The sequence below is a fragment of the Rahnella ecdela genome, assembly GCF_019049625.1.
GTDB lineage: Bacteria > Pseudomonadota > Gammaproteobacteria > Enterobacterales > Enterobacteriaceae > Rahnella > Rahnella ecdela.
Genome location: NZ_JAFMOY010000124.1, coordinates 136,977 through 155,189, shown reverse-complemented (window position 1 = coordinate 155,189; position 18,213 = coordinate 136,977). Strand labels below are relative to the sequence as shown.

Sequence of the window (18,213 nt, the reverse complement as noted above, 5' to 3'; positions counted from 1 at the left end):
AACTGCGCTAAGTATAAAGGCTTCGCGGCGGGTGTCCCACCATAAAAAAGCCCGGAGTTCTCAGCGAGCGCTCCGGGCTGTGCATTATGGTGATTCTTTATCCCACTTTATCTCAAAATGTGAGCCTTACTTCACGTCACCACAGGTCAGGCAAAGTGCGTAACGATTTTGCGGGTCATTCATGTTGCTGAAAAGGTCGGCCTGTGATTTTAGTTCCAACGCCATTTTACTCACCGGCGCAGGCAGATAAGCCTGGATCGCCGCTGGCAGCATGGCATGAACGGATGCGCTGACCTGCGAGAACACCAGATCGCTCAGGCTTGGCTCGCTGACATACCAGTTCAGCTGCCATTTCGGCAGTTTCGCCAGATCAGCGGCTTTCTTCACGGCGTCATCGAAATCACCCAGTTCATCCACCAGACCATTGGCCTTGGCATCGGAACCTATCCACACGTGGCCTTGCGCAATCTGATCGATTTCTTCAGGCGTTTTGTGGCGTGAATCGGCTACCAGACCGAGGAAGGTTTTATAACCATTCTCGATGTTCAGCTGCATCATTTGTGAGAACTCTGGTGGCAGCGCTTTGGTGGAAGCAATATCCGCCAGCGGCGATGTCGCCACGCCGTCAGTGTGAACGCCTGCGTAATCCAGCGTGTTTTGATAGGTGTTGATCACGCCAAAGATGCCGATGGAGCCGGTGAGGGTGCTCGGGCTGGCGATGATGTAGTTCGCTGGCGTTGAAATCCAGTAACCGCCGGATGCCGCCATGCCGCCCATTGAAACCACGACCGGTTTGCCTGCGGCTTTCGCAGCAGCCAGTTCGGAGCGGATCACTTCAGAGGCACTGACGCTACCACCTGGGCTGTTGACGCGGAACACAATCGCTTTCACTTTCGGATCCAGACGGGCATCACGAATTTGCTGGGCCGTGGTGTCGCCACCGACTGCACCCGGTTGCTCTTCACCGTCGTTGATGGCCCCGGTTGCGAAGATCACGGCGATTTGCGGGTCGTTATTGTCCGGTTTTGGTTTAGGTGAATAGTCGTAGATGCTGGTGTAGTTAAAGTCTTTGGCGTCTTTATTCCAGCCAAACGCTTTCACCATATCGTTGTCCGCTTCGGTACGGGAAGCCAGCGTGTCCACCAGTTTGGCTTTCAGTGCGTACTGTGCCATATCGCCGCCGGTGGCCTGCATTCCCGCTAATACACCCGCAGCACCTGGGAACAATTGTTCTGGCGTTATCTGGCGGTTTGCTGCAACGGTATTGAGATAGTTAGTCCACAGTCCACCAATCCAGCGGCTGTCTGCTTCACGTGCCGCAGGGGACATATCGTCACGGATCAACGGTTCAACGGCAGATTTATACGTCCCGACGCGGAAGATATTGGTCGTGACTTTCAGCTTATCCAGCAGGGACTTGTAATACAGATTATTGGTAGCAAAACCGTGCAAGTCCACCGCACCTTGCGGCGAAAGATAGATTTTGTTGGCATAGCTCGCCAGATAATATTGCGACTGATTATAGCTGTCGCCGATGGCATATACCGGTTTGCCCGCGTCACGGAATTCACGCAGCGCCTTGCCGATATATTGCATAGATGACTGGTCAGTACCGGTGAAATCAGTCAGCTGCAACACGATACCCGTGACGTTTTTGTCATCTTTTGCCGCGCGAATAGTATCGACCAGATCAAACAGGGAATTCTCCTGCAAACGGCTGCTCGACGTGCCCAGCAATTCGCGACCCCACTGACGGACTTTATTATTCACTGAAGGCTTATCCACCACGGAACCGCTCAGGTCAACCAGCAGCGCACCTTTGGTAGTCTCTACTGGCTTGTCCTGCACGGCATACCAGATGCCCACGCCAGCCAGAATGATCAGAATAAGGAAAACGTTGAGAATAAATTCTCTGACGAAATTAAGAAGACGCCAGGTCCACTTAAAAAAACCGGCGATAATTCGCCACAATGTGCGCATGGTCTCTCCAATAAGACAGATAAGTCCCGCTATCCTAATGACACGCCGGAAAAAAGTCAGCTTTAAATCATGTCAGAATTTGGCAACGACGCATTATCTGAAAGCATCTGATGCGTTGGAAAAAGCTGTAGCTGCTATGTTAACGTAAGGTAAATAGCAATTATTCTCAGGAGATTAAAATGGACGCTTTGGAATTATTACTTAACCGCCGTTCCGCTTCCCGTCTGGCTGCTCCTGCTCCGGCAGGCGAGGCGCTGCAAAACATCATTAACGCCGGTATGCGCGCACCCGATCACGGTGCTTTGCAGCCGTGGCGTTTTGTTATTGCTGAAAACGACGGTCTGACCCGTTTCAGCGAATTACTGCGGGCTGCTTCCATCAAAGACGGTGCGGATGAAAAGGCCATCGAGAAAGCTACGCAGGCGCCACTTCGCGCCCCGCAAATCATTACTGTGATTGCGGCCTGCAAGGAAAGCCCGAAAGTCCCGCAGTGGGAACAGTTGCTTTCCGCCGGTTGTGCTGTTCAGGCGATGCAGATGGCTGCGCTGGCGCAAGGTTTCAACGGTATCTGGCGTACCGGCGCATGGACTGACCATGCGGATGTTCGCAAGGCCTTCAAATGCGGTGAGAACGATAAAATTGTCGGCTTCCTGTATCTCGGCACACCGCAGCTGAAAGCGAGCCTTCAGGTGATCCCGACCGACAGCACGCCTTTTGTGACCCATTTCTAAAATTCAGCTGCTCGTTAATTAACCGGTTTTCATCGGGCTTTTCCGATAAAACCGGTTTTTGCTGCCTATTTGAGCGACCACCGTCGCGGATCCTTCGAACCGTCTTACTAATTGCTTCGCCAGCGGCTAACATAGCCATCTCTGCATCATGAGGACGTAGTGAAATGAAGGATGGGATAATGGAAATCTTTGTAGCGATCACCCCGCAGGCAGGTATAGCCTGATGCGTTTGTTCATTGCGGAAAAACCCAGCCTTGCCCGCGCCATTGCGGATGTCCTGCCTAAACCTCATCGCCGGGGCGACGGTTATATTGCCTGTGGCAACGATCAGGTCGTGACCTGGTGCGTCGGCCACTTACTTGAACAGGCGCAGCCCGATGCCTACGACAGCCGCTTTGCGCGCTGGTCTCTGTCCGATTTACCGATCATTCCCGAAAAGTGGCAACTTCAGCCGCGTTCTTCCGTCGCCAAACAACTCAATGTGATTAAACGCCTGTTGCTTGAGGCAACTCAGGTCGTCCACGCCGGTGACCCGGATCGCGAAGGGCAATTGCTGGTGGATGAAGTGCTGGATTATCTTGAGCTGACGCCGGAAAAACGCCACGCGACCCAGCGCTGTCTGATTAACGATCTCAATCCGCAGGCCGTCGAGCGTGCCATTGACCGGCTGCGCGACAACCGCGATTTTATTCCGCTGTGTGTTTCCGCACTGGCCCGCGCCCGCGCCGACTGGCTTTACGGCATCAACATGACAAGGGCTTACACCATTCTTGGCCGCAATGCCGGTTACAACGGCGTCCTGTCCGTTGGCCGCGTACAGACTCCGGTGCTCGGGCTGGTGGTGCGCCGTGACGAAGACATCGAAAACTTCGTGCCGAAAGATTTCTTTGAAGTGAAAGCGCATATCATTACGCCAGCCGATGAGCGTTTTGTGGCGCTGTGGCAGCCGAGCGATTCCTGCGAGCCGTATCAGGATGAAGAAGGGCGTTTGTTGCATCGTCCGCTGGCTGATCACGTGGTGGCGCGTATTGCCGGGCAACCGGCGATGGTTACCGGCTATAATGATAAACGTGAGAATGACATCGCGCCGCTGCCGTTTTCGCTTTCCACATTGCAGATTGAAGGCTCGAAAGCCTTTGGTCTGAGTGCTCAGCAAATTCTTGATATCTGTCAGAAATTGTATGAAACGCACAAATTGATTACGTATCCTCGTTCAGACAGCCGATATCTACCGGAGGAGCACTTTGCCGGTCGTCATTCCGTCCTCAATGCCATTAGCGTTCACCGCCCGGATCTGATGCCGCAACCGGTCGTGGATACCGATATCCGTAACCGTTGCTGGGACGATAAAAAGGTCGATGCGCACCACGCGATTATCCCGACGGCACGCAGCAGCAACGTGAATCTGACCGACGATGAACGCAAGATTTACGGCCTGGTGGCGCGTCAGTATCTGATGCAGTTTTGCCCGGATGCGGTGTACCGCAAATGCGTTATCGATCTGGATATCGCGGGCGGTAAGTTTATCGCCAAGGCGCGTTTCCTGGCGGAAGCTGGCTGGAGAACGTTGTTGGGCAGCAAAGAGCGCGACGAAGAAAACGAAGGGACGCCGCTGCCGGTGGTTGCCAAAGGTGATGAACTGCTGTGCGAGCGCGGGGAAGTGGTGGAACGCCAGACCCAGCCGCCGCGGCCGTTTACCGACGCCACATTGCTTTCTGCCATGACCGGGATTGCGCGTTTTGTTCAGGATAAAGAACTGAAGAAAATCCTGCGTGCGACCGACGGTTTGGGTACAGAAGCCACGCGTGCAGGGATTATCGAACTGTTGTTCCGGCGTGAATTTTTGTACAAGAAAGGGCGTTATATTCATTCCAGCGATACCGGGCGCGCACTGATCCACTCGCTGCCGGACATTGCCGGGCGGCCAGATATGACCGCTGACTGGGAATCTACGCTGACGCGTATCAGTGAAAAGAGCTGCCGTTATCAGGATTTCATGCAACCGCTGGTCGTGACGTTGCAGAATCTCATCATGCAGGCCAAAACGAACCGGGTGTCTTCGGCATTCCGCAGTCTGCCTTCCAAACCGGCGGGGGCTGCGGCGAAAGGCAAAAGCGCCCCCAAACGCCGCAAAGCGAGCACCAAAGGGAAGGAAGCAAACAGTGATGAATAACGTATTGTTGAAAAATGTGCTGATGGCGTTACTGGCTGGTTCCGTGCTGCTGTCTGCACCGGCGATGGCGAACCGCAGCAATATCGGCAACGGCGCGGACGTCGTGGTGCCGCTGCCGCCGCAAATCTGGGAAAACAGCGGCAGCAACAACAATAACAGTGCGCCGACCTGCCACAACTGCTGTATCTATAATAACCAGAGTTACAGCGAAGGCGCTGTGGTAACGGCGGACAGCGTAGTGTTGCAATGTTCACGCGACCCGAACGTGGTCGGCACCAATGAACTCAAATGGGAAGTGTTGAAGAAATAACGCTTTCTTACGGTTTCTGATAAAGAAAAGGCGCGAACTGTTTCCAGTTCCGCGCCTTTTTTTGTTTGCATACACCCGTCAGAAAGCAAATTTCGCCAGATACGCTTCGATCAATGGAATATCTGCCGGTGCCAGATCAAACGACAGCACGTCGGCAGGCGATACCCAGCAGATTTCAGAGTGACAGTGTAACGTAATCGTCCCTGTGAATCCGCTGACCCGCCAGCCGTGAAGACAAATAAGCCGGGCAGACTGTTGTAATTCGCTGGTGGTCACAAAATCATCCACTGTCGGCATGATGCCCATTTCTTCATGCAATTCACGTGCTAATGCGGCGGGCTGACTTTCTCCGGCTTCCACTTTTCCGCCAGGGAATTCCCATAAACCGGCCTGATCGCTGGATGCGTCCCGACGGGCGAGCAGCAATTTGCCTTCACGCTCTATCAGGGCGGCGACCACGTCAATCGTCTTCATGGTCATTACTTCAAATCGAACGTCGCCCAGATTGGCGCATGGTCAGACGGCTTTTCCATCCCGCGGATATCGTAATCGATACCGGTTGCCTTACAGCGTGCCGCCAGCGGCGTACTCGCCATGATCAGGTCAATACGCAGGCCACGGTTCTCATCAAAACCGCGTGAACGGTAATCAAACCACGAGAATTTATCGGCTGCTTCCGGGTTCGCCGCGCGGAAGGTATCAATTAAGCCCCAGCTTTTGAGGCGATCCATCCATTCACGTTCTTCCGGCAGGAACGAACATTTACCGGTACGCAGCCAGCGTTTACGGCTGTCTTCGCCGATACCAATGTCCAGATCGGTCGGGCTGATATTCACATCACCCATCACCACTACCGGATTATTCACGGACAAGCTGGTAGTCAGGTAATCCTGCAAATCACGATAGAACTTCTCTTTAGCCGGGAATTTGGTCGGATGGTCACGGCTTTCGCCCTGCGGGAAATAACCGTTAATCACAGTCAGAATGCCCTGTGGTGTTTCGATGTCAGTCATGATGATACGGCGCTGAGACTCTTCATCGTCACCCGGGAAACCACGGCGTACAGCCACCGGTTCCTGCTTAGTCAGCATGGCAACGCCGTAATGGCCTTTCTGGCCGTGATAAAACACGTGATAACCATACTGGCTGACATCTTCCAGCGGGAACATATCGTCGTGAACTTTAGTTTCCTGCAAACCGATAACGTCAGGCTGGTGCTGTTCGATAATTGCCGCAAGCTGATGTGGGCGGGCGCGCAATCCATTGATATTAAAGGAGACGAACTTCATAGTCGGGAACCATTTGGCGATGAAATCAGAAGCGCGATAGTAGCAGAAAAAGGGCGTAATGGCGAAATCACGATGAAGGATGATGTGATGGTGGTGGCCAGAATAAACGTCTGTAAAAGCAAAACGTCTGCCTGAAAATCATGGCAAATGGATTTCATTCGGCGAATTATTTTGTCAACTTTTCGTGACAGTCTCTTCTTCCCGTGTACATGAAAGAGTATTATGGCTACAGCGATTTCCGCACCGGCAGAAAAAGGTCAACACTGATGCGTCTGGAAGTTTTTTGCGAAGACCGCCTGGGTCTCACCCGTGAACTCCTCGATTTACTGGTTTTACGCAGTATTGATTTACGCGGTATCGAGATTGCCTCGATTGGCCGCATTTACCTGAATTTTTCCCAACTGGATTTTGACACTTTTCGCGCCCTGATGGCTGAAATCCGCCGTATCGACGGTGTGACAGATGTCCGTACCGTATCGTTCATGCCTTCTGAGCGGGAGCATCGGGCGTTACGCGCTTTACTGGTTTCCATGCCGGAACCGGTTTTTTCCATTGATATGAAAGGCAAAGTCGAGCAGGCCAACCCGGCGGCGATGGCGTTGTTTGAACTCGATGAAGATAAAATTCGCAATGCGACGGCGGCGAGCCTGATCACCAGTTACAACGTCACGCGCTGGCTTGAAAGCGACAACGCCCAGCCGCACACCGAACGTATTGTGATCCGCAGCCAGGATTTTCTGATGGATCTCACGCCAATCCATGTGGATGACGAGAACGAAAAAGGCGGGATTGCCGGTGCTGTCGTCATGCTCAAATCGGCTGCGCGCATGGGGCGCCAGTTGCAGGACTTAACGGTCAACGATGACAGCGAATTCGACCACATTGTCGCGGTCAGTACCAAAATGCGTCACGTATTGGATCAGGCGCGCAAACTCGCGATGCTGGATGCGCCGCTGCTGATTGTCGGTGATACCGGCACCGGCAAAGATTTGCTGGCTCACGCCTGTCATGTGCGCAGCGCTCGTGGCAAAAAGCCCTTCCTCGGCCTGAACTGTGCGTCGCTGCCGGACGATGTGGTAGAAAGCGAACTGTTTGGTTATGCCGCCGGTGCGTATCCGAATGCGCTGGAAGGCAAAAAAGGCTTTTTCGAGCAGGCAAACGGCGGCTCGGTGCTGCTCGATGAAATCGGTGAAATGTCGCCGAGAATGCAGATCAAACTGCTGCGATTCCTCAATGACGGGACATTCCGTCGCGTGGGTGAAGAGCATGAGGTGAAAGTGGATGTGCGCGTGATGTGCGCGACGCAGAAAAACCTGGTGGAGCTGGTGCAGCGCGGCGAATTCCGTGAGGATTTGTATTATCGCCTCAACGTGCTGAGCCTGACGTTACCGCCGCTGCGCGAGCGTCCTGCCGATGTAATGCCACTGACTGAGCTGTTTGTGGCGCGCTTCTCCGATGAACAGGGCATGCCGCGACCAAAACTGTCGTCGCAGCTGGCAAACTATCTGACGCATTACGGCTGGCCGGGAAACGTCCGTCAGCTCAAAAATGCGATTTATCGCGCACTGACACAGCTGGAAGGCGGCGAACTGCGCCCGCAGGATATCGTTCTGCCGGACTTTGACGCTGAAGTGACGATTGGCGAAGAAGCCCTGAACGGTTCACTTGACGATATCAGCAAACGTTTCGAACGCTCCGTGCTGACCCGTCTTTATCGTACTTATCCAAGCACGCGTAAACTGGCGAAGCGTCTGGGCGTCTCACATACGGCCATCGCCAATAAACTGCGTGAATACGGCCTCAGCAGCCGTCGCGGAGAAACCGGCGAAAGCGAAGAGTAATTCGCATTTGCGGGTCAGCCCTAATAAAAAAGCAACGGATTGCTCCGTTGCTTTTTTTTCATCTGTTGTCTGCAGACGCTGAAATTACTTCAGAACAGCCAGTGCAGATTCGTAGTCAGGTTCGGTGGTGATTTCATTCACCAGCTCGCTGTACAGCACGTTGTCCTGACCATCCAGAACCACGACAGCACGTGCAGTCAGGCCAGACAGTGCGCCATCGGTGATGCCCACGCCGTAGTCGGATTTGAAATCACCGCCACGCAGGGTCGACAGAGTGACCACGTTAGACAGGCCTTCCGCGCCACAAAAACGTGACTGTGCGAATGGCAGGTCAGCAGAAATACACAGAACAACGGTGTTCTCAATTTCGCCAGCCAGTTGGTTGAATTTACGCACTGATGTCGCGCAAACGCCGGTATCAATGCTTGGGAAAATGTTCAGGACTTTACGCTTGCCTGCGAAGCTGCTCAGGCTGACATCAGAAAGGTCTTTTGCGACCAGGCTGAAAGGCTTGGCAACGTCGCCTTTTTGCGGGATTTTGCCTGCAACGCTTACCGGGTTGCTCTGAAAGTGTACTGTCTGGGTCATGATTATTTCCTATGTCCATTGGAGTCAAACGGCTTTCAGTTTAGGGTAACAATTGTAAGTTGGATATATAATAATTGCTAAATAGTTGTATCCATTATGCATAACCAAAGGAACTGCTATGAGAAGTGTTCGCTTTTATCCGCAAGCCTGGCCGTTACATACGCCGTTCGTGATTTCCCGCGGAACCCGTACCGAAGCCCGCGTTGTGGCAGTTGAAATCGAAGAAAATGGTATTCGCGGTATTGGTGAATGCACGCCTTATCCGCGTTATGACGAAAGCGAAAGCTCCGTAATGGCACAAATCGCCAGCGTGGTGACGGCCATTGAGCGAGGTGCCAGTCGCGAACAATTGCAACATTTGCTGCCACCCGGTGCTGCGCGGAACGCACTCGACTGCGCGTTGTGGAACCTGGAATCTCAGACCCGCGGCCTGAGTTTGTGGCAGATGACCGATACCCAACCTCTGGCGTCGGTCAGCATGGCGCAGACTGTCAGCATCGGTACTCCTGAGGAGATGGCTCAGGCGGCACTGGCGCTGCAAAAGCAGGGCGCGACATTGCTGAAAATTAAACTCGACGACCGCCTGATCGCCGAAAGGCTGGTGGCTGTTCGCGCCGCTGTTCCGAATGCCTCGCTGATTGTCGATGCCAACGAAGCCTGGCAAAGCGACGGACTGGCTGCGCGCTGTCAGTTGCTGGCCGATTTAGGCATTCTGATGCTCGAACAACCGCTTCCGGCAGGTGAAGATTCCGCACTGGAAAACTTCATTCATCCTCTGCCGATCTGCGCTGATGAAAGCTGTCACACAGTCGAAGGTTTGCCTGCACTGAAAAATCGCTATGAAATGATCAACATTAAGCTGGATAAAACCGGCGGTCTGACCGGCGCACTTCTGCTGGCGCAGGCGGCGCGTGAAACGGGGTTTGATATCATGCTCGGCTGTATGTTGTGTACATCGCGCGCCATTCGCGCCGCACTGGTGCTTACTGCAGGCGCAAAATTTGTCGATCTCGATGGCCCAACCTGGTTGGCGCAGGATGTCGAACCTGCACTGAAGTTTCATTGCGGCGGTATTGATATCGCCGGTTCCGCCTGAATTTTATCTCCTGCTGCTGCGGTTTTGTGCGCGAAGGCAAATCTGTAACGATTTCTTATAGGGGATTGCGGCAGGTAATGATAAAACTCCTGAATGTTTCAGGGCGTAGCCCTTTGTCCGTTCAGGAGAATTTATGCCGCAGGGAAAATCATTTCCGCTTTTATCCTATTCCGTATGCGCTGCGCTGGTAGCTCTGACTCTCGGTCAGGCTATCGCCGCTCAGGTTCCCGCCGGTACGCAGCTCGCGGCAAAACAGGAAATTGTCCGCCACATTAAAGATGAACCCGCTTCGCTGGATCCGTCCAGGGTCGTGGGTTTGCCTGAGGCACAGGTTGCCCGCGATTTATTCGAAGGCCTGGTGAATCAGGACGCGACCGGTAAGAGTGTGCCGGGTGTTGCCGAAAGCTGGCAAAACCAAAACAACCAGGTATTCCTTTTCACCCTGCGCAAAGATGCCAGATGGTCGAATGGGGATCCGGTCACGGCGCAGGATTTTGTCTACAGCTGGCAGCGTCTGGTTGATCCAAAAGGTTCCTCGACCGGTGCCTGGTTTGCCGCACTGGCCGGAATTGCTAACGCAGATGCCATCATCGCCGGGAAAATGCCCGTCGATAAATTGGGTGTGACCGCCGTCAGCCCGACACTTTTGCGCGTCACGCTGGATAAACCGGTGCCTTATTTTGTCAGTCTGCTGGCGAATTTCAGCCTGTTTCCGGTGCACAAAGCCACGGTAGAAAAGTTTGGCAATGACTGGACCAAGCCGGGCAATTTGGTCGGTAACGGCGCGTTTGTGCTCAAAGACCGCGTGGTGAATGAAAAACTGGTGCTGGTACCCAATCCGCATTACTGGGACCACGCGCATACCGTGCTGACCAAAGTCACTTTCGTGCCGATCAATAAAGAGTCCAACGCCACTAAACGCTATCTGGCCAACGATATTGATATCACCGAATCATTCCCGAAAGATCAGTACAGAATGCTGACGCATGATTTACCGGGACAGGTTTATACGCCATATCAGCTCGGCACTTATTATTACGCTTTCAACACTCGTCGCGCACCAACCGACGACGCCCGCGTGCGCCAGGCGCTTTCCCTGAGCATTGACCGTAAAATTATCGCCGAAAAAGTGCTGGGCACTGGCGAAAAACCGGCGTGGCGCTTTACCCCTGACGTTACCAACGGTTTCAAACCGGTGGAAAGTGAGCTGCAACAATATTCGCAGGAAGAGCTGAACGCACAGGCGAAAAGCCTGCTTGCGGCGGCGGGTTACGGGCCGTCTAAACCGTTGCATCTGACGCTGCTGTACAACACGTCCGAAAGCCATCAGAAAATTGCCATCGCGGTGGCCTCGATGTGGAAAAAGACACTGGGTGCGGATGTTAAGCTGGTTAATCAGGAATGGAAGACGTACATCGACAGCCGCAACACCGGCAATTTTGATGTGATCCGCGCTTCCTGGGTCGGCGATTACAACGAAGCTTCGACGTTCCTGTCGCTGCTGACTTCCACGCATAACGGTAACATCAGCAAATTCAGCAGTGCGGAATACGACAAAGTGATTGCTGACGCCAGCCGTGAAACCAGCGAGGCGCGCCGCAACGACGATTACAACAAAGCCGAGCAAATCATCGCTACGCAGGCTCCGATTGCGCCGATTTATCAGTACACCAACGGGCGTTTAATTAAGCCGTGGGTGAAAGGATACCCGATCACCAATCCGGAAGACGTGGCTTATAGTCAGGAAATGTTCATCCTGAAGCATTGATATTCAGCGCAATATTCAGGGGAAAAAACAGGCATAAAAAAGCGCCCGCTGCACCTATCAGCGGGCGCTTGTATTTTTAGCTCACTGCTCAGCTTTTACGGCTGAACAGACGAACCAGTAACGCAGCACCGGCGGCGACAGTTGCCAGCAATACCACGCCTGACCAGCCACCGGCTTCCAGCGCTTTACTGCCCAGAGCCGCGCCCGCCGACATACCGATAAATACCACGGTGAACAGCAGGGCGTTCAGCCTGCCGCGTGCCGCTGGTTCAAGTCCGTAAACCAATGTCTGATGCGCAACCAGCGTGGCCTGAATGCCTAAGTCAAAACCTATAGCGCTCAGCACTATAAGTGCCAGCTGGGCGTGTGGCGACAACAGCGGCAGCAGGAGCATCGCTGCGAAAGACACCATCACCAGCGCGGCGCCAATCTGAGTAACCCGCGCCGGACCTTTTTTATCGGCCAATGCACCCGCCAGCGGCGCGGCTAGTGCTCCGGCAGCGCCCGCCAGCCCAAATGCACCGGCCACTGCGCTGCCCAGATGAAACTGTTCGTTAAGCATGATCGCCAGCGTTGACCAGAACGCACTGAACGCCACCGAGAGCAATCCCTGTGCCAGAGCCGCATGACGCAACGTTTTGTAGTTCTTCCACAGACCAAACATCGAATGCAGCAGTGCGGCATAACTGATGCGCGTATCCGGCGTGAAACGCGGCAGAACCCGCCAAAGCGCCACACCAATCAGCGCAACGCTCAGCGCCGCCAGCTGATACATCACCCGCCAGCCGAAATACTCTGCCACAAAACCGCTGAGTACACGGGAAAGCAAAATCCCGACCAGCAGGCCGGTCATCACCGTGCCGACCGTTTTTCCGCGCTGAGACGGTGGGGCAAGATGCGCTGACGCCGGTACGATATCCTGCGCCATCGTGGCACCAATACCGGTTATCAGGCTTGCCACCAGCAGCCCGTGAATGCCCGGCACAAAGCCGCAAAGCAGCAATGCGGCGGCCAGCAGAATGCTTTTCAGCAAGATAATGGTACGGCGGTCATGACGGTCGCCCAGCGGAATAAGAAACAAAATGCCCAGTGCATAACCGGCCTGCGTCAGCGTAGGGATCAGCCCGACCGACGTGGTGCTGGCGTTCAGGTTTCCGCCCATTATGCCGAGCATCGGCTGGCTGTAGTAAATCGAAGCGACGCTGAGTCCGGCGCCAGCGGCCAGAGTAAAAATGATTTTGCCGGAAAGGGCTGAGTCGTTAACGGCGGTTGTACCGGAGAGTTCTGACATAACGTAATTTCCTGATGAATGAGTTCACGGGGTTGTGCGCGCTGAATGCATTCTTCACGGAATTGGTTATAAGTGGTAGCCTGCACAAAGGTAAAACAGTTATACGTGAGGCGTATGAGCACACCCATCCCGACCCCCATCACCAGCGGCATTGACCGGATCGACCTGATGCAAACTTTTGTACGCATCGTGGAAAGTGGCAGTCTTTCCGCCGCTGCCGTGCAACTGAGCACCAGCCAGCCGACCGTCAGCCGCCGTTTGCAGTCGCTCGAACGCCTGCTGGGCGCGAAGCTTATTCTGCGTACCACGCACGCCATGAAACTCACTGACGACGGTGAGCGGTGCTATGAACAGGCAAAACTCGTGCTGGAACGCTGGGCTGCGCTGGAAGATCAACTGAGCGGCGCCGGAGATGAACCGGTAGGTATTTTGCGTGTTCGTGCGCCGCACGCGTTTGGGCAGGATCAGCTCATCGCACCGTTGACCCGTTATTTGCAGCGTTACCCGAATCTTTCGGTGGACTGGATGCTTAATGACCGTACGCCGGATTTTATCGCCGAAGATATCGACTGTGCGATACAGGTCGGGAATGTACCGGATCCTTCAATGGTGGCCATTTTACTGGCGGAAGTGCCGCGCATTGTGGTGGCAACCCCGGAATTATTACAGCAATATCCGGTCAGAGAGGTCAGCGAACTGAAAGATTTACCCTGGATTTCTCTGAGTACTTTTTATCGTAACGATGTCAGGCTGCGCCATGATAACGACGGGCATATAGAAAGTTGTCCCATTGTGCCGCGTCTGGCAACGGACAGTTTATACGCCGTGCGTAAGGCCGCGCTTTCCGGACTGGGTGCGGGTATTGTGTCCGCATGGGTGGTGAAGGAAGACCTGGAGGCAGGGCGCTTGCAGCGCGTATTACCCGGCTGGAATGCCTTACCTTTGCCTGTTTATCTGGTGTATCCGTATTCCAGTTATTATCCGGCGCGTCTGCGTAAATTTCTCGAAATGATGCGCAGCGTCATGCCGGAACTGGCAGAAATGCAGGCACCTGGCGGATAGTAATATTCTGCTATATCGCGAAACATTAAACATGCTGGCCTTAACACCTTTTTTCAATTCCGGTGGCATGATCGGGCAATGCATTCAGGAGAATGAATTTGCCCTGAGCTGACTTTTTGAATTTCAGTCACTTAACGCTAGACTTAAAATAATAACGCAGAAAAAGCGAGGAATATCGTGGAAGTTATTAAGGGAAAAGAATTACAGGTTTCAGATGCCGTTTACGCCCTGCAGATGGACGGTCAGGGCGGGGTGAATAATATCAGCCCGCAGTGCGTCGCCAGCGAAGAAAAGCCCTGCTGGCTGCATCTGGATTACACGCTGCCCGCCAGTGAGCAGTGGATTAACAGCACGCCCGTGCTGCCCGATACCGTGCGTCAGGCGCTGGCCGGTGACAGTGTTCGTCCTAAAGTGGTGCGCGTGGGAGAAGGCACGTTAATCACGTTGCGCAGCATCAACCTTAATGCGGATTCGCGTCCTGATCAGCTGGTTACTATTCGTGTTTATCTTACCGACAAAATGATCGTCTCTACGCGACACCGTAAGGTGTTTTCAATGGAAGAGATGCTCAGTGATATGAAGTCCGGCAGCGGGCCGAAGAATACCGGTCGCTGGCTGGTGGAAATTTGCGATGCGCTGACCGATCAGACCAGTAATTTCATCGAAGATTTGCACGATAAAATTATCGATATTGAAGATGATCTGATGGAACAGCAGGTACCCGAGCGCGGCCAGATGGCGCTTTTGCGCAAACAACTCATCGTCCTGCGTCGTTATATGGCGCCGCAGCGCGACGTCTTTTCCCGTCTGGCCAGCGAACGCCTGCCGTGGATGAATGACGACGACCGCCGTCTGATGCAGGAAATCTCGGACCGTCTGGGGCGCGGACTGGACGATCTCGATGCCAGCATTGCGCGTACAGCGGTGTTGTCGGATGAAATCAGCTCACTGATGGCCGATTCCCTGAACCGCCGCACCTACACCATGTCTCTTCTGGCAATGGTTTTCCTGCCAGCGACATTCCTGACGGGGTTATTCGGCGTTAACCTGGGCGGCATTCCGGGGAACACATCGCCGTTTGGGTTCGGGATTTTCTGTGCCTGTCTGGTGGCATTAGGTGGTGGCGTGGCGTTATGGATGAAGAAAAGCCGGTGGTTATAAGTCGCTAAGCTGCTGAAAAAAAGCAAAAAAAAGCCGGTCATAAGACCGGCGTCGTTCGAATTAAATTGTGCTATGCATTAATTCTAAAAATTTGGAAATAAGACAATATGGAGCACAACGCCCATCGCTTGACGTTGCATTCACCTGCGAAATAGATACTGCACCGATTCCGCGATTCTAATGTTGATTTCGCTCAATCTTTTTGAGGTTTATCCTCTGTGAAGGGCACTGTCGGGCACTTTTGCCGTGTTGCGCTCACTTTTGGACAGAACAGGAGTTTGCTTTGCATACCCGGGAAATGATTCATCAGGCATATGAAAACACGAACCTTAAGACGCTGAGTGTATGGGACACGCATCCGGAAACCGGCGCGGTGAGAACTGAACCTTTTTATCATCCCGAGCGTCTGGCAATCACCAGCGGCAACCGTGCAGGGCCTTCGATGAGCGGATTACTGGAAGATATCGTAACAGCGGCGCAGGGCGATGCACTGGCTGATGTTGCGCCACGGGATGGCATGCACTTTACCTTTTTTGCCATAACGCAGGCGCTTTACGATCGGCCTGAAGATGCGCAAAATCTTGACGGGCTGATTGAAATCTTCAACCAGTATTGCCGTGGTCATATTATGCATATCAGCGATTTGCGACTGATTGCATTACCTGATCAGTTGCTGCTGGCCGGATTTCCGGATGAGGAAAGTTTGCGCGTCCGTCAGGCGCTGGTGGAACATCTTCTCACCACGCAATGGGCGGGGAAAATACGTGAGCGGTTTCCAAATACCGAAATTCCCCAAATCTTCTGGCACAGCACGCTCATGCGTTACAGTGCGCAATATTTGCCGTCGTCCCTGCGGGAATTCTTTCTGCACAACAAGCAGCAAAACTTCGGTTCACTCAGCCTGCCGGTAAAACTGGTTATGACCAACTACAACTGGACCGACACTTACACGCTGGCCTGAAAATAAAAAAGCCCGCTTTTAAGCGGGCTTCTGAGATGCAGGCATGGAAATTACTTAATTTCTAACACGTTCAGACGTTCAACCGGCGCTGCGGATTCATCATCTTCCGGCTGCCAGCCTACAGGCTGCATTGGAATATCTTCACGGTCAAAGGCAAGATCTCCGCCGTCAATCACTTCGCTGCCGTGTTTAATCCCTTTAAAATCAAAAAGATTCATATCGTTGAGATGTGAAGGCACCACGTTTTGCATCGCGCTGAACATGGTTTCGATGCGGCCAGGATATTTTTTGTCCCAGTCGTTGAGCATGTCACCGATAACCTGACGTTGCAGGTTTGGCTGTGATCCGCACAGGTTACAAGGGATTATCGGGTATTCACGCGCAATCGAGAAACGCTCGATATCTTTCTCGCGGCAATACGCCAGCGGGCGGATCACGATGTGTTTTCCGTCATCACTCATCAGTTTTGGTGGCATCCCTTTCAGCTTGCCGCCATAAAACATATTGAGGAACAGAGTTTGCAGAATATCGTCGCGATGATGACCCAGCGCAATTTTAGTACAGCCCAGTTCTGAGGCGGTGCGGTATAAAATCCCGCGACGCAGACGTGAGCACAGAGAGCAGGTCGTTTTGCCTTCCGGAATTTTATCTTTGACGATGGAATAGGTGTCTTCGGTGACAATCTTGTATTCCACGCCCAGCGTTTCCAGATACTCCGGCAGGATATGCGCCGGGAAACCCGGTTGTTTCTGATCCAGGTTAACTGCGATAAGAGAGAAATTCACCGGAGCGCTTTGTTGCAGATTGCGCAAAATCTCCAGCATGGTGTAACTGTCCTTCCCGCCGGAAAGACAGACCATAATGCGATCACCTTCTTCAATCATGCCGAAATCGGCGATCGCTTTCCCGACGTCACGGCGCAGGCGTTTTTGCAATTTATTCAGATTGTACTGAGCTTTTTTATCAACTGATTGATTTTCTGACATTAATAGTAACTCTGACTCAAAAAGGGGCACCAGATAGGCACGGACGTCATAGCGCGAGTTTAGCATTGTACATTTCTGTCTGCCCGCTGCGCATGTCTGCCGTCCGGACGGCGTTGTGGCGCGTATGATACGGATTACGCCACCGAATGTCAGCGCGTTTTATAGCGGATTGAGAAAGGGGAGGGTTTGGGGGTAAAAGGGGGCTACGAATGAAAACCTGCTGACCCACCTTACAGTCAGCGCAGCAGGTATTGATACACTCACTTTCGCAATAATTATTTCGCGCAATACACTCTGGCTTCGCGAGGCGTGTATATGCCAAGCGTGACAACGCGAAGCAACACATCCATACCGGATTCCTGCACTTCTGTACGAACAACCTTATTTGCGCCGCCGCAGATTTGGGCTGCATCTATAGTGTGCTCCTGTCCGATGCCGTTAACGAAGAAAGCTTGTTTCGTCACATGAGCGGGCTGTACTGCAACATCATCGTGGATCTTAAATGTCTGCTGAGCACAACCTGACAATACTGTTACTGCAAGAACCGCAATCATTAACTTTTTCATAATAACTCATATTGATAATAAATAAGTGAAACCATAGTTTCTTGCCTGAAGCGTGGTTTACATATCCGACCACGGGTTATTTTTAGTGATTAAAATTTATGGTTTACCCTGCGTTGAAGTATGTAATAAATGATATCCTTCTATGTTGTTTTAAAAAACGCTCAACGTTATTGGTTAGTTAAAATTGATGGGCGGAATGATAATCAATAAAATAAAAACGGCTTCAGATTATTATTATGAAGCCGTTGGAAGTGATTGTTAAAGCGTATGGATAATTATTCGCAATACCCGCCCTTATGATGGGAACCTGTGCCGCCATGCGGATGCTCACCCTTAGGGCAGGCGTTTGCGGAAAGGCTCATCAGGCCGAAAGCAGCCACAAAGATAATTACCAGTAATTTTTTCATTTC

Annotated in this window: 17 protein-coding genes; 9 read left to right on the top strand and 8 right to left on the bottom strand. The window is 52.9% G+C overall.

What is annotated here, in order from left to right; translation table 11 throughout:
* Positions 1 to 126: 126 nt before the first annotated feature.
* Positions 127 to 1,980, bottom strand: coding sequence for a signal peptide peptidase SppA (sppA, locus tag J1784_RS11555; protein ID WP_217149334.1), 1,854 nt, complete (start codon positions 1,978 to 1,980; stop codon positions 127 to 129).
* A 179-nt stretch (positions 1,981 to 2,159) separates the two neighbouring features.
* On the opposite strand from sppA, the gene J1784_RS11550 reads away from it, so the two are divergent.
* The 3 genes from J1784_RS11550 to J1784_RS11540 all read left to right on the top strand — a co-directional run bounded on the left by J1784_RS11550 (position 2,160) and on the right by J1784_RS11540 (position 5,194).
* Positions 2,160 to 2,711, top strand: a complete 552-nt coding sequence (locus J1784_RS11550) for an NAD(P)H nitroreductase (RefSeq protein WP_217149333.1) — start codon at positions 2,160 to 2,162, stop codon at positions 2,709 to 2,711.
* 223 nt (positions 2,712 to 2,934) lie between these two features.
* A complete protein-coding gene (locus J1784_RS11545) occupies positions 2,935 to 4,884 on the top strand; it encodes a DNA topoisomerase III (RefSeq protein WP_217149332.1) in 1,950 nt (649 codons plus the stop codon).
* The gene (locus J1784_RS11540; RefSeq protein ID WP_217149331.1) at positions 4,877 to 5,194 is read left to right on the top strand and encodes a DUF1496 domain-containing protein; all 318 of its coding nucleotides are present in this window, start codon (positions 4,877 to 4,879) and stop codon (positions 5,192 to 5,194) included. Before J1784_RS11545 ends, J1784_RS11540 begins: the two co-directional genes overlap by 8 nt.
* 78 nt (positions 5,195 to 5,272) lie before the next feature.
* On the opposite strand, the gene J1784_RS11535 is transcribed toward J1784_RS11540, so the two are convergent.
* Positions 5,273 to 5,668 carry a pyrimidine (deoxy)nucleoside triphosphate diphosphatase gene (locus tag J1784_RS11535; RefSeq protein ID WP_217149330.1) on the bottom strand — a complete coding sequence of 132 codons (396 nt, stop codon included), beginning with the start codon at positions 5,666 to 5,668 and terminating at the stop codon, positions 5,273 to 5,275.
* A 5-nt stretch (positions 5,669 to 5,673) separates the two neighbouring features.
* A complete protein-coding gene (gene xthA, locus J1784_RS11530; RefSeq protein WP_217149329.1) occupies positions 5,674 to 6,483 on the bottom strand; it encodes an exodeoxyribonuclease III in 810 nt (269 codons plus the stop codon).
* 266 nt (positions 6,484 to 6,749) lie between these two features.
* Between xthA and tyrR the strand changes: the two genes are divergently transcribed.
* On the top strand, positions 6,750 to 8,324 hold the full coding sequence (gene tyrR, locus J1784_RS11525; protein WP_217149328.1) for a transcriptional regulator TyrR: 1,575 nt from the start codon (positions 6,750 to 6,752) through the stop codon (positions 8,322 to 8,324).
* An 84-nt stretch (positions 8,325 to 8,408) separates the two neighbouring features.
* On the opposite strand, the gene tpx is transcribed toward tyrR, so the two are convergent.
* Positions 8,409 to 8,912, bottom strand: a complete 504-nt coding sequence (tpx, locus tag J1784_RS11520) for a thiol peroxidase (RefSeq protein WP_217149327.1) — start codon at positions 8,910 to 8,912, stop codon at positions 8,409 to 8,411.
* A 118-nt stretch (positions 8,913 to 9,030) separates the two neighbouring features.
* Here tpx and ycjG point away from each other — a divergent pair, with 118 nt between their 5' ends.
* A complete protein-coding gene (gene ycjG / locus J1784_RS11515) occupies positions 9,031 to 10,008 on the top strand; it encodes an L-Ala-D/L-Glu epimerase (RefSeq protein ID WP_217149326.1) in 978 nt (325 codons plus the stop codon).
* Positions 10,009 to 10,141: 133 nt separating this feature from the next.
* Complete coding sequence (locus J1784_RS11510; protein ID WP_217149325.1) at positions 10,142 to 11,776, top strand: ABC transporter substrate-binding protein; 1,635 nt, start codon at positions 10,142 to 10,144, stop codon at positions 11,774 to 11,776.
* Between the two features lie 88 nt (positions 11,777 to 11,864).
* Here J1784_RS11510 and J1784_RS11505 read toward each other — a convergent pair whose 3' ends face one another.
* Positions 11,865 to 13,067 carry an MFS transporter gene (locus tag J1784_RS11505; protein ID WP_217149324.1) on the bottom strand — a complete coding sequence of 401 codons (1,203 nt, stop codon included), beginning with the start codon at positions 13,065 to 13,067 and terminating at the stop codon, positions 11,865 to 11,867.
* A 114-nt stretch (positions 13,068 to 13,181) separates the two neighbouring features.
* Between J1784_RS11505 and J1784_RS11500 the strand changes: the two genes are divergently transcribed.
* The 3 genes from J1784_RS11500 (at position 13,182) to J1784_RS11490 (ending at position 16,251) form a co-directional block, all read left to right on the top strand.
* Positions 13,182 to 14,129 carry a LysR family transcriptional regulator gene (locus J1784_RS11500; RefSeq protein WP_217149323.1) on the top strand — a complete coding sequence of 316 codons (948 nt, stop codon included), beginning with the start codon at positions 13,182 to 13,184 and terminating at the stop codon, positions 14,127 to 14,129.
* Positions 14,130 to 14,306: 177 nt separating this feature from the next.
* The gene (zntB, locus tag J1784_RS11495) at positions 14,307 to 15,290 is read left to right on the top strand and encodes a zinc transporter ZntB (protein ID WP_217149322.1); all 984 of its coding nucleotides are present in this window, start codon (positions 14,307 to 14,309) and stop codon (positions 15,288 to 15,290) included.
* Positions 15,291 to 15,573: 283 nt separating this feature from the next.
* Positions 15,574 to 16,251, top strand: a complete 678-nt coding sequence (locus tag J1784_RS11490) for a hypothetical protein (RefSeq protein ID WP_217149321.1) — start codon at positions 15,574 to 15,576, stop codon at positions 16,249 to 16,251.
* A 50-nt stretch (positions 16,252 to 16,301) separates the two neighbouring features.
* On the opposite strand, the gene ttcA is transcribed toward J1784_RS11490, so the two are convergent.
* From ttcA to J1784_RS26635, 3 genes are all read right to left on the bottom strand, one after another.
* Positions 16,302 to 17,237 carry a tRNA 2-thiocytidine(32) synthetase TtcA gene (gene ttcA, locus J1784_RS11485; RefSeq protein WP_217149320.1) on the bottom strand — a complete coding sequence of 312 codons (936 nt, stop codon included), beginning with the start codon at positions 17,235 to 17,237 and terminating at the stop codon, positions 16,302 to 16,304.
* 275 nt (positions 17,238 to 17,512) lie between these two features.
* Entirely contained in the window at positions 17,513 to 17,803 is a 291-nt protein-coding gene (locus tag J1784_RS11480) for a Bor family protein (protein ID WP_217149319.1), read from the bottom strand.
* A 275-nt stretch (positions 17,804 to 18,078) separates the two neighbouring features.
* Positions 18,079 to 18,210: a hypothetical protein gene (locus tag J1784_RS26635; RefSeq protein ID WP_274387323.1), complete on the bottom strand. Its 132-nt coding sequence runs from the start codon at positions 18,208 to 18,210 to the stop codon at positions 18,079 to 18,081.
* Positions 18,211 to 18,213 lie beyond the last annotated feature (3 nt).

Coding starts and splice junctions, on each gene's coding strand:
- tyrR (WP_217149328.1), top strand. CDS start 6,750: ATGCGTCTGGAAGTTTTTTGCGAAGACCGCCTGGGTCTCACCCGTGAA.
- J1784_RS26635 (WP_274387323.1), bottom strand. CDS start 18,210: ATGAAAAAATTACTGGTAATTATCTTTGTGGCTGCTTTCGGCCTGATG.
- J1784_RS11480 (WP_217149319.1), bottom strand. CDS start 17,803: ATGAAAAAGTTAATGATTGCGGTTCTTGCAGTAACAGTATTGTCAGGT.
- tpx (WP_217149327.1), bottom strand. CDS start 8,912: ATGACCCAGACAGTACACTTTCAGAGCAACCCGGTAAGCGTTGCAGGC.
- J1784_RS11550 (WP_217149333.1), top strand. CDS start 2,160: ATGGACGCTTTGGAATTATTACTTAACCGCCGTTCCGCTTCCCGTCTG.
- ycjG (WP_217149326.1), top strand. CDS start 9,031: ATGAGAAGTGTTCGCTTTTATCCGCAAGCCTGGCCGTTACATACGCCG.
- sppA (WP_217149334.1), bottom strand. CDS start 1,980: ATGCGCACATTGTGGCGAATTATCGCCGGTTTTTTTAAGTGGACCTGG.
- ttcA (WP_217149320.1), bottom strand. CDS start 17,237: ATGTCAGAAAATCAATCAGTTGATAAAAAAGCTCAGTACAATCTGAAT.
- J1784_RS11540 (WP_217149331.1), top strand. CDS start 4,877: ATGAATAACGTATTGTTGAAAAATGTGCTGATGGCGTTACTGGCTGGT.
- J1784_RS11535 (WP_217149330.1), bottom strand. CDS start 5,668: ATGAAGACGATTGACGTGGTCGCCGCCCTGATAGAGCGTGAAGGCAAA.
- J1784_RS11510 (WP_217149325.1), top strand. CDS start 10,142: ATGCCGCAGGGAAAATCATTTCCGCTTTTATCCTATTCCGTATGCGCT.
- J1784_RS11505 (WP_217149324.1), bottom strand. CDS start 13,067: ATGTCAGAACTCTCCGGTACAACCGCCGTTAACGACTCAGCCCTTTCC.
- J1784_RS11500 (WP_217149323.1), top strand. CDS start 13,182: ATGAGCACACCCATCCCGACCCCCATCACCAGCGGCATTGACCGGATC.
- xthA (WP_217149329.1), bottom strand. CDS start 6,483: ATGAAGTTCGTCTCCTTTAATATCAATGGATTGCGCGCCCGCCCACAT.
- J1784_RS11545 (WP_217149332.1), top strand. CDS start 2,935: ATGCGTTTGTTCATTGCGGAAAAACCCAGCCTTGCCCGCGCCATTGCG.